Annotated in this window: 1 protein-coding gene; it reads left to right on the forward strand. The window is 66.3% G+C overall.

Translation table 11 applies throughout. The annotated features are described in order from the left end of the window. Window positions 1-2,450: aminomethyl-transferring glycine dehydrogenase (gene gcvP, locus F7R06_RS30620; RefSeq protein WP_151149730.1), on the forward strand; the 2,450-nt coding region annotated here is incomplete at both ends.

A 2,450-nucleotide genomic window follows, 5' to 3' on the forward strand; every position in this document is an offset into this window, starting at 1 on the left:
AGCGCCAGCGTGATTCCCGACAGCATCAAGGGCACCAGCGTGCTGGGCCTGGAAGATGGCCTGAGCGAAGCCGATGCATTGGCGATGATCAAATCCATCGCCGCCAAGAACCAGCTGTTCAAGACCTACATCGGCCAGGGTTACTACGGCACGCACACGCCGTCGCCGATCCTGCGCAACCTGCTGGAAAACCCGGCCTGGTACACCGCCTACACCCCGTACCAGCCGGAAATTTCCCAGGGTCGCCTCGAAGCGCTGCTGAACTTCCAGACCCTGATCAGCGACCTCACCGGCCTGCCGATCGCCAACGCCTCGCTGCTCGACGAAGCCACGGCCGCCGCCGAAGCCATGACCTTCTGCAAGCGCCTGAGCAAGAACAAGGGCAGCCACCAGTTCTTCGCCTCCGTGCATTGCCACCCGCAGACCCTCGACGTGCTGCGCACCCGTGCCGAACCGTTGGGCATCGAGGTGGTGGTTGGCGACGAGCACGAGCTGAGCGACGTGACCCCGTTCTTCGGCGCCCTGCTGCAGTACCCGGCGAGCAACGGTGACGTGTTCGACTACCGCGCACTGACCGAGCGTTTCCACGCCGCCAACGCCCTGGTGGCCGTGGCCGCCGACCTGCTGGCCCTGACCCTGCTGACCCCGCCGGGCGAGTTCGGTGCCGACGTGGCCATCGGCAGCGCCCAACGCTTCGGCGTGCCGCTGGGCTTCGGTGGCCCGCACGCGGCCTACTTCTCCACCAAGGACGCGTTCAAGCGTGACATGCCGGGCCGTCTGGTCGGTGTCTCGGTGGACCGTTTCGGCAAGCCGGCCTTGCGCCTGGCGATGCAGACCCGCGAGCAACACATCCGCCGCGAGAAGGCCACGTCCAACATCTGCACCGCGCAGGTGCTGCTGGCCAACATCGCCAGCATGTACGCCGTGTACCACGGCCCGAAAGGCCTGACGCAGATTGCCAACCGCGTGCATCAGCTGACCGCGATCCTGGCCAAGGGCTTGAGCGCCTTGGGCCTGAACGTTGAGCAGGAAAACTTCTTCGACACCCTGACGATCAAGACCGGCGCGAACACCGCCGCGCTGCACGACCAGGCGCGCACCCAACAGATCAACCTGCGCGTGATCGACGCCGAGCGTCTGGGCCTGTCCCTCGACGAAACCAGCACCCAGGCCGACGTGGAAACCCTGTGGGCCTTGCTGTCCAATGGCAAAACCCTGCCGGACTTCGCCGCCCTCGCCGCTTCGACCCAAGCGACCATCCCGGCCGCGCTGGTGCGTCAGTCGCCGATCCTCAGCCACCCGGTGTTCAACCGTTATCACTCGGAAACCGAGCTGATGCGCTACCTGCGCAAACTCGCGGACAAGGACCTGGCGCTGGATCGCACCATGATCCCGCTGGGCTCGTGCACCATGAAACTCAACGCCGCCAGCGAGATGATCCCGGTGACCTGGGCCGAGTTCGGCGCCCTGCACCCGTTCGCCCCGGCCGAGCAAAGCGCCGGCTATCAGCAGCTGACCGACGAACTGGAAGCGATGCTCTGCGCCGCCACCGGTTACGACTCGATCTCCCTGCAGCCGAACGCCGGTTCCCAAGGCGAGTACGCCGGCCTGCTGGCGATTCGTGCCTACCACCAGAGCCGTGGCGAAGACCGCCGCGACATCTGCCTGATCCCGTCCTCGGCCCACGGCACCAACCCGGCCACCGCCCAGATGGCCGGCATGCGCGTCGTCGTGACCGCCTGCGATGCCCGTGGCAACGTCGACATCGAAGACCTGCGCGCCAAGGCCATCGAGCACCGCGAACACCTCGCCGCGCTGATGATCACCTACCCCTCGACCCACGGCGTGTTCGAGGAAGGCATCCGCGAAATCTGCGGCATCATTCATGACCACGGCGGCCAGGTGTACATCGACGGCGCCAACATGAACGCCATGGTCGGCCTCTGCGCCCCGGGCAAGTTCGGCGGCGACGTGTCGCACCTGAACCTGCACAAGACCTTCTGCATTCCCCACGGCGGTGGCGGCCCGGGCGTCGGCCCGATTGGCGTGAAATCGCACCTGGCGCCGTTCCTGCCAGGCCATGCGCAGATGGCGCGCAAAGAAGGCGCGGTGTGCGCCGCGCCGTTCGGCAGCGCGAGCATCCTGCCGATCACCTGGATGTACATCCGCATGATGGGCGGCGCCGGCCTCAAGCGCGCCTCGCAGCTGGCGATCCTCAACGCCAACTACATCTCCCGTCGCCTCGAAGAGCACTACCCGGTGCTCTACACCGGCAGCAACGGCCTGGTGGCGCACGAGTGCATCCTCGACTTGCGTCCGCTCAAAGACAGCAGCGGCATCAGCGTCGACGACGTGGCCAAGCGCCTGATCGACTTCGGCTTCCACGCCCCGACCATGTCCTTCCCGGTGGCCGGCACGCTGATGATCGAGCCGACCGAAAGCGAATCCAA

Origin of the sequence: Pseudomonas moorei (assembly GCF_008801475.1) — a bacterium.
In the GTDB taxonomy this organism is placed as follows: Bacteria; Pseudomonadota; Gammaproteobacteria; order Pseudomonadales; family Pseudomonadaceae; genus Aquipseudomonas; species Aquipseudomonas moorei.